The organism is Pseudomonas sp. MD195_PC81_125 (assembly GCF_014060985.1).
In the GTDB taxonomy this organism is placed as follows: Bacteria; Pseudomonadota; Gammaproteobacteria; order Pseudomonadales; family Pseudomonadaceae; genus Aquipseudomonas; species Aquipseudomonas parakoreensis.
Window position 1 is genome coordinate 1 of the sequence record NZ_JABULD010000622.1, and the last position, 8,497, is coordinate 8,497.

Consider the following 8,497-nt stretch of genomic DNA (forward strand, 5'->3'; position numbering starts at 1 on the left):
AGGGGCGTGGCGATGGGGCGGGTGGACGTGCTGGGTCATTCTGGTTCCTTGAATTCGGGGTTTTATTGGACAGCTCCGCTGTGCCCGTTGCGGTGGATGGTAGGGGTGGATGTAACAGCTGGCAACAGGGTATTTCAGGGTGTAAGTGCAGGTTGCGGGGGAGGGATTTGCCTGGGTGTTGTTTACAAGAAGCAGGAACAAATTACCCAAACTGTGGCGAGGGGATTTATCCCCGATCGACTGCGCAGCAGTCGCAAAGCCATGCAATGCGGTACTGCTGAACAAATAAGCAGGCAAAGAGCGGGGCCGCTGCGCAGCCCATCGGGGATAAATCCCCTCACCACAGGAGATCTGATCTGTTTATTTCTGTGTAGGGGTTAGCCCAGCGAAGCGTGCTGATGCGGCATATTTCCTACAGATACTGGCGAAATTACGGCTGCCACTCACCCTTTTCCCCACTCAAACGCCGATCAAGAAAACTCGCCGCACTGATCAACGCCAGATGCGTCAGCGCCTGCGGGGTGTTGCCCAGATGCCGGCCATGGCTGTCGAACTCTTCGGCGTATAACCCCAGCGGGTTCGCATAACGCAGCAATTGCTCGAATTCCAGATGGGCCTTTTCCACCTGACCGGCCCGGGCCAGGCATTCGACGTACCAGAACGAGCAGGCGGCAAAGGCGCCTTCGGTGCCGGTCAAACCGTCAATGTTGGCGTCATCGTTGCGGTAGCGGTAAACCATGCCGTCGCGCACCAGCGTCTTATCGATCGCTTCAAGGGTCGACAGCCAGCGCGGGTCCTTGGCGCTGACGAAGCGCACCAGCGGCATCAGCAGCATCGAACCGTCGAGCGCGGTACCGCCCTTGTACTGGACGAAATGCCCGCGCTCCTCGTCCCAGAAGTTGTCCCAGATGTCAGCGTAGATCGCCTGGCGGGTCTGATCCCACTGGGCGAACGGCGCCGGCAGCGAACGCTTCGAAGCGAGCCGTATCGCCCGGTCCAGGGCCACCCAGCACATCAGTCGCGAGTGCAAGAAGTGATGCTGCTCACCGCGCATTTCCCAAATGCCGACATCCGTGGTCTGCCAGGTCTCACACACCTGATCAACCACTTCGCGCACGTGTTTCCAGCCTTGGTGGGAAATCGCGTCGCCGTATTTGTTGACCAGGTACACCGCGTCCATCAGCTCGCCGAAGATGTCGAGTTGAATCTGATCGTACGCGCCATTGCCGATGCGCACCGGTTGTGCGCCGCCATGGCCGCAGAGGTGCGAGAGTTCGGTTTCCGGCAGTTGCTGGCGACCGTCGATGGCATACAGGATATTGAGTTTGGTTGAATGACCATGGCAATCGCTGACCCGTCCGCGCAGCCAGCCCATGTAGGCGTTGGCCTCATCGACAAAGCCCAGGCGCATGAACGCGTAGACGGTGAACGAGGCGTCGCGGATCCAGGTGTAGCGGTAGTCCCAGTTGCGCTCGCCGCCGGGGGTTTCCGGCAGGCCGAACGTGGCGGCGGCGAGAATCGCGCCGTGCTTGCGTGAGGTCAGCAGCTTGAGCGCCAGGGCCGAACGATTGACCATCTCCCGCCAGCGCCCACGGTAGTTGGACTGGCCGATCCAGTCGCGCCAGAACTTCAGCGTGCGCTCCAGGCACATTTTCGCGCCGTCATCCTTGAAGCGCGGATCGTCGGCGCCACCGAGGACAAATTCGGCGTGCTGATCCTGCTTCAAACGAAAGGAGGCAACGGCCGATTCGCCATCAATGCGCAACGCCTGATCCGCCAGCAGCCGCAACGACGGCTGACCCTCGGCGCTGAAAATCACCGATTGTTGATCCATCTGCGCCCGGGTGTTGGCGCGCGCGTAGTCATGGCGCACCGCGCAGCGCATGTGAAACGTCGCTTCACCGCTGACCACGCGCACCCGGCGCATCAGCAGCGGCAGATCATCGACGCTGTCGCCGATCGGCAGCAGGTCGGTGATTTCCACAACGGCCTGTTCGCTGAGCCAGCGGGTCTGCAGAACGTTGGTGTCCGGCAGATAGATTTGCTCGCGCCGCGCATCGGGCAAGTCCGGGGCGAGCTGGAAAATCCCCGCTTCTGGGGTATCGAGCAGCGAACAGAAGATCGACGGGCTGTCGAATTCCGGCCAGCAGAAAAAATCCACGCTGCCCTTGTCGTTGACCAGCGCGGCACTGCGCAGGTCGCCGATGATGCCGTGGGCGTCAATCGGGCTTTGTCGTTCAGAATGATGCTCAGCCATTGCCGCGAAACTCCGGATAAAGACTCATGCCGCCGTCGATGAACAGGGTGGTGCCGACGATGTAGTCGGCGGCGTCGGAAGCGAGAAACACCACCGCGTTGGCGATGTCCTCGACGTCGCCGATGCGCCCGTAGGGAATCAGCTCCAGCAGTTTGTCAGCGGCGGCGCCTTCGGTGGCTTGCTGATTGATCGCCGTGCGAATCGCCCCCGGCGCGATGCCGTTGATGCGAATGCGCTGCTGGCTGACTTCCTGGGCGAGGGTCTGCATCAACTGATCGACGCCGCCCTTGGACGCCGCATAGTTGACATGCCCGGCCCACGGAATGCGCTGATGCACCGAACTCATGTGAATGATCTTGCCGGCGGCGCGGGACACGCCTTCACGCACGCCCTGACGGTTGAAAATCCGCAGCGCGGCACGGGCGCAGAGAAACTGCCCGGTGAGGTTGACGCCGATCACCGTGTTCCAGTCTTCCAGAGTCATGTCCACCGCCGCGGCATCCTTTTGCAGGCCGGAATTGGCCACCAGAATGTCCAGCGCACCAAAGGCTTCGAGGGTCTCGGCGAACAGCCGTTCGACTTCATCTTCCTTGGAAATATCGGCGCAGATGGCCAGTGCCTGACCGCCGTCGGCGATGATTTGCTGCGCCAGCGCTTGAGCAGGTTCGGCCTGACGGTGGTAATTGATCACGACGGCGGCGCCGGCAGCGGCCAGCGCTTTGGCGGCGGCATGGCCGATGCCGGAACTGGCGCCGGTGACCAGTGCTACTTGGCGGGCGAGGGAAATCTGCATGCTCGAAATGCCTGGGTTAAGGGCTCAGTCAGCTGACCCATGGCGAGCTGCGAGAGTTCATCCGCATGCATGAAAAGATCGACACATTCAGACGTGATAGCGGCCACTGTGCCGGTGCCATTCAAGACTGCCGGAGACCCAGCTTTTTATGCCGGTCAGAAAACGCTGCAGCAGCGGCGATGCATCCGGCAGCACGGCTTGTTCCGCCGCTTCATACAGGTGCACGATTTCGTCATGAACGTGCGCACACTTGATCATCGCTTGTCGGGGCGTGCAATTGTGTTCGCGAGCCAGTAACAGCGGCAGATTGAAATCGCCGATTGCGGTCTGATTTTCCTTGTGTGCGGAATACAGATCGTTGGCGACGATCGTGGCGCTGGCGGCCAGCGTGGTCACGCGCCGCACGGCAGGGGCGCTATAAATGTGTGCTGGCAGTTCGTATCCGCCGATCACGTCGATCAATGACATGCAGGGTAGAAAACTGTTGGTCTGGCGTTGCGCGAGGTATTCCCAGATGGGTGGGGTCAATCCTTCCAGACGCCAGGCCGCTTCGGCAGTCATGGTGACAAACATGGCGATGATTTCGTGGCGTACCCTGGCCACTTGTACGGAAGATGCGAATGCCTGAACGCGGTCCATATAGGCGCGAAGCGCAACCAGTACCGGGTCACTGTTCAGCGCCTGATCAAGACCGCAACGAAAGCGAGAGGGCAGGTGCGCCGGCTCCAGTGCGGCCAGCGCCAGCGAAAGTCGGGGCCCTACCAGGCGCGGTTCGGAGCCGGTTCGCTCGTCATCGCAGTAGTAATCATCCACGGCAAACAGGGCGGCGATGCACTGTGCCGAAAGCAGCAGGCGATCGGGATCGTGAGTGTCGGTATGGCAAAGCATGGCGAAGCGACCGAACCCCATGGCGCGGACCTTTTCGAGTTGTCCCGCAAATATGCCGACCTCCTTGATCCATGGCATAAGCCGATCTTCGACAGCCTCGGCCAGCGCCGTATCAATCCGGAACGGCGCCGGACAATACAACGGCGGGACGGCCCAGGGTGATCTTGCGTTTTTCCCAAAAACATCAGGCATTGATCGTGCCGCTGACGCATCGCGGGCGGCCTCGAACCATTGCCTTACACCCCCTGTCCCGAACTGCTCGAACATCCGGCGAAACCAGATCGTGAACTGCTCGGGTGTCTGTTCGATCCGTTCGGTGATCTCCTCCAGCGACAGCCACTCCCAACTTTCGACTTCCTCCGGATTGGCTACCGGATCGAGCTGGCTGAGGCCGGCAAACACGTGGTCAAATTCATGCTCGATCAGTTGATTGGACATTTGCTCGTAATAGATCATCGAGGCGACTTTCTGCAGTTTGCACGTCGTGCCCATTTCCTCCTGCAGTCGACGCAGGGCTGCGGCGGCCGTGCGTTCGCCAGGGCGAGGATGCCCGCAGCACGTGTTGGTCCATAATCCGCCGGAATGATATTTGCCCAACGCGCGTTGCTGCATCAGCATCCGACCTTGTGAGTCAAAGAGCAGAATCGAAAAATGCGCGATGGCGCAGTCCCTGGTGATGCACTTCCATCTTTGAGGCTACACCGGTCTGGCGATCCTTGGGCGATACCAGAATAAGCTGTTCTTCCATGGCAAGGCTCCTTGGCGCGTGCGCTACTGGATAGGCTCAAGAGCAGTTGCCCGTTCATTCAGGAGCGGTACGCCATTGAGTCAAGGCCTCATGAGAACTGCAATCGCATGCAAAGGCACCTGTAAAACCTGACAGGTGTGCGCGATTTTCGATTATTGGTTATGTGATTCCAGACGTCGGCGGCAATGCCATTGGTCTTGGGGAGAGATCCTCGGAGAGTGCCTGGAATCGCAAGGTGTCGAGTTTCGCGCCTTCACATTCCACCAACAATTCCCCGCTTCCACGCTCATCAACCTTTATGGCAACTTGGCGGCCCCTGATGAGGCTGCAACCCATGGCAAACCCCTACCGCGAATTATTCACCGCCCCCGGCGCCCGTGCCTTTGTTCTGGCCGGGATGATCGCGCGCATGCCGATTTCCATGACCGGCATCGGCGTGATCACCATGCTCTCGCAACTCAAGGGCGGGTACGCACTGGCCGGTGCAGTGGCGGCGACGTTTGCCCTGGCCACGGCGTTTTGTGCGCCGCAGGTGTCGCGGCTGGTGGATCGTTACGGCCAGGGCAACGTGCTGCCGTTGTCGGCGTTGATCGGTGGCGGGGCGCTGTTGATGTTGCTGTTGTGCACGCGTTTGCAGGCGCCGACCTGGACGTTGTTCATCTTCGCCGCGCTGGCCGGGTGCATGCCGAGCATGTCGGCGATGGTGCGCGCACGCTGGACCGAGATCTATCGTGGCCAGCCGCAATTGCAGACCGCCTATGCGCTGGAATCGGTACTCGATGAGGTTTGTTTCATCGTTGGCCCGCCACTGTCAGTGGGCTTGTGCGTGGTGGCGTTTCCCGAGGCCGGGCCGTTGGCCGCGCTGCTGGCGCTGGCAATCGGGGGTGACCGCGTTTGTCGCCCAGCGCAGCACCGAGCCGGCGGTGCACCCGCAGGAATCACAGCAGCAAGGTTCGATCATTCGCTCGACCGACGTGCAATGGCTGCTGGCGCTGATGCTCGCCATGGGCATCATCGTTGGCGTGGTCGATGTGGTCAGCGTCGCCTTCGCCCAGCAGCAGGGCCAGCCGGCGGCGGCGAGCATCGTGTTGTCGGTGTACGCCATCGGTTCGTGTCTGGCGGGTATCGCTTTCGGCGCGATGCGTTCGACACTGCCGTTGCCGAGGCTGTTTCTGTACGGCGGCGTGGCGACGGCGGTGACCACGCTGCCGTTGTTGCTGGCGAGCAATATTGTCAGCTTGTCGCTGGCAGTGTTTGTCGCGGGATTGTTCTTTTCGCCGACGCTGATTGTGGCGATGGCGTTGATCGAGCGCATCGTGCCGCCAGCCAAACTGACTGAAGGCCTGACCTGGCTGGTGACCGGATTGAGTATCGGCGTGGCGATTGGCGCCGCCGGCTCCGGCGCGTTGGTGGACGCGTTTGGCGCGCGTAGCGGTTTCTGGCTGGCGATTGTGGCGGGGGCGGTGGTGTTGGCGTCGGCGTTTCAGAGCTATCGGCACCTGAAATAAGCCGGCATTGATGAGCTGTTGGGGTGAGGGAGCTTGCTCCCGCTCGATTGCGCAGCAATCGCAAGCCAGTCGGCCAGATTTCAGAAATCATTGAGACTCAGAGCTTGGGACCGCTTCGCAGTCCAGCGGGAGCAAACTCCCTCGCCACAGTTATCGATACCTTCAGGCGTTTGGTGGTGTCGGTCACCACCCCCGTCCCGAATTCACCCAGAAATTCACCGACAGTGACGTTGACACCGACTCCACCTGATGGAACCAGCCCTCCGGCAAAAACAGCAGATCCCCGGCTTCCAGCGTCACGCGCAGGAACGTCACATCGCGTGCTGCAGGAAAGCGCTCAAAGTCCGGTGCGTCGGGGTTGAAGTCGCAGCCGTCCAGGCCACCCTTTGGCGCGGTCGACCAGGTGCCCAGTGCTTCGCGGTGATGTGGGGCGGCGAGGGTGAACTGCTTCTGGCCCCAGACCTGCGCGAACAAATTATCGGTGTCGTCGCGGTGCAGCGGCGTCAGCGTGCCCTTGGGGCCGATCCAGATGCGTGGCGGGATGAACAGCGAGGCATCGAAGTAGGGCGGGTATTTGATCTGCTGCAGTAATTGCGCCGGCAGGATGTTGTTGCCCATGTAGGCCGGTGGTTCGCCGTCGGCGCTTTTGACTGCCGGTTGGTCGAGTGAGGCAATGAACTCGGCCATCGACGTCGAGCGGAAATCACGTTCGGTGGAAAAGGTCTTCTTCACGTAATCGCCGTGGCGGGTGATGCCCTGCAGTTCGGCGAAATGCACCAGTGATTCCTCGCGACTGAGCTTGAACAGCGGCCAGTCCTGCAGGGCATTGCTGATCACCACCGGGATGCCGTTGGGCAAATACTTGCTTTTGAACTCGCTGACCGACAATTCATCGCGCGCATGGCGCTCGACGCGGGTCTGGACCGGCAGCCCGGCGGTGAGTTGTTCGCTGAAGCGTGGCGGGGTCGGGTAGCGCTTGTTCATGTCGACCTTTTGCGCCACGGCTCCACCGTGCATCGCATGCTCGATGATCTGCGGCAGCAGCGTCGCCAGGCCCATGTTGCCGCCGATTTTCAGGCGTCCGCTGGCGAACAGTTCTTCGACATTGACCCGGCCGCCCATGATCCCGAGAAAATCGCTCTCGGCGACTTCAATGGTCACGTCGGGGCTGGGATGGCGTCCGGGCGCGGTGCGACTGCTGGCCTTGACCTCCGACCAGTAGGCCTGCTGCGGGCCAAACACGAATTGGAAAACGCCTTCGATGCCGACGGCACCGGCGTTGGCGAACAACTTGCCCAGGATGCTCTGCAGGTCCACGGTGAATCCTCGTTATTGGTTTTGGCCTGAACAGTTAACGAGCGCCTGTTGGCGCAATTTACCGGTGCGCGACTAATTTGCCGGGGGCGTAATCCGTTTATCTTTACAGACAAATTTTTCGAGGAAAGCCGGGTGAACAAGCTGACCCTGCTGTGCCTGCCGTACTCCGGCGCCAGCGCCATGGTCTATAGCCGCTGGCGGCCAAAACTGCCGCAATGGCTGCAACTGCAACCGGTGGAACTGCCGGGGCGCGGTGCGCGTTTCGACGAGCCGCTGCACACGGATATGCGTGCGCTGGCGATGCAACTGGCCAAGGAATTGCGACCCAATCTCAAAGCGCCGTATGCGGTGTTCGGCCATAGCCTGGGCGCGCTGCTGGCCTGCGAAATCGCTCACGCGCTGCGCGCATTGGGCTGTCCGGAACCGGTGGCGCTGTTTGCCTCGGGCACGGCGGCGCCGACGATGCGCGCCGATTACGATCGCGGTTTCGCCGAGCCGAAAACCGACGCCGAGCTGATCGATCAATTGCGCACACTCAACGGCACCAGCGAAGAAGTGCTGGCCAATGCCGAACTGATGAGCCTGACCCTGCCGATCCTGCGCGCCGACTTCCTGCTCTGCGGCAAATTTGAACCGTTGCAACGGCCGTTGCTCAACTGCCCGGTGCATGTGCTGGGCGGCAAGGCGGATCGCGCGACCACCGAGCAACTGATCGGCTGGAGCAAGGAAACCCGCGGCAGCTTTTCGGTGGACATGCTCGCCGGCGGGCACTTTTTCATTCATGAGCATGAAGCCAAAGTGCTGAAGGTGATCAAGGATCAGCTGGAAGGACATCATCGCCGGCATATCATGGCCGCAATCGCCTGAACGCCGTAGAACCTGTGGGAGCGAGCTTGCTCGCGAAGACGCAATGTCAGTCAACATCTGTATTGGCAGACATGCCGCTTTCGCGAGCAAGCTCGCTCCCACAGGGTATTTCGCAGATC

General features: G+C 61.0%; 5 protein-coding genes and 1 pseudogene. 2 read left to right on the forward strand and 4 right to left on the reverse strand.

Going from position 1 to position 8,497, the window contains the following annotated elements; translation table 11 throughout:
- Window positions 1-430: 430 nt before the first annotated feature.
- From HT737_RS24890 to HT737_RS24900, 3 genes are all read right to left on the reverse strand, one after another.
- Entirely contained in the window at window positions 431-2,257 is a 1,827-nt protein-coding gene (locus HT737_RS24890; RefSeq protein ID WP_182404192.1) for a glycoside hydrolase family 15 protein, read from the reverse strand.
- Window positions 2,250-3,050 carry a glucose 1-dehydrogenase gene (locus HT737_RS24895; RefSeq protein ID WP_182404193.1) on the reverse strand — a complete coding sequence of 267 codons (801 nt, stop codon included), beginning with the start codon at window positions 3,048-3,050 and terminating at the stop codon, window positions 2,250-2,252. Before HT737_RS24895 ends, HT737_RS24890 begins: the two co-directional genes overlap by 8 nt.
- An 87-nt stretch (window positions 3,051-3,137) precedes the next feature.
- A complete protein-coding gene (locus tag HT737_RS24900) occupies window positions 3,138-4,550 on the reverse strand; it encodes a family 2 encapsulin nanocompartment cargo protein terpene cyclase (RefSeq protein ID WP_306287261.1) in 1,413 nt (470 codons plus the stop codon).
- A gap of 470 nt (window positions 4,551-5,020) precedes the next feature.
- Between HT737_RS24900 and HT737_RS24905 the strand changes: the two are divergent.
- Window positions 5,021-6,194: pseudogene (locus HT737_RS24905) on the forward strand (MFS transporter).
- 183 nt (window positions 6,195-6,377) lie between these two features.
- Here HT737_RS24905 and HT737_RS24910 read toward each other — a convergent pair.
- Window positions 6,378-7,511: a cupin-like domain-containing protein gene (locus HT737_RS24910; RefSeq protein WP_182404194.1), complete on the reverse strand. Its 1,134-nt coding sequence runs from the start codon at window positions 7,509-7,511 to the stop codon at window positions 6,378-6,380.
- A gap of 132 nt (window positions 7,512-7,643) precedes the next feature.
- Between HT737_RS24910 and HT737_RS24915 the strand changes: the two genes are divergently transcribed.
- The gene (locus HT737_RS24915; RefSeq protein WP_080963238.1) at window positions 7,644-8,378 is read left to right on the forward strand and encodes a thioesterase II family protein; all 735 of its coding nucleotides are present in this window, start codon (window positions 7,644-7,646) and stop codon (window positions 8,376-8,378) included.
- The last annotated feature ends 119 nt before the right edge of the window (window positions 8,379-8,497 follow it).

Bases quoted from the DNA above. Each gene is read 5' to 3' on its own strand.
- HT737_RS24890 (WP_182404192.1), bottom strand. From the start codon at position 2,257: ATGGCTGAGCATCATTCTGAACGACAAAGCCCGATTGACGCCCACGGC.
- HT737_RS24895 (WP_182404193.1), bottom strand. From the start codon at position 3,050: ATGCAGATTTCCCTCGCCCGCCAAGTAGCACTGGTCACCGGCGCCAGT.
- HT737_RS24900 (WP_306287261.1), bottom strand. From the start codon at position 4,550: ATGCAGCAACGCGCGTTGGGCAAATATCATTCCGGCGGATTATGGACC.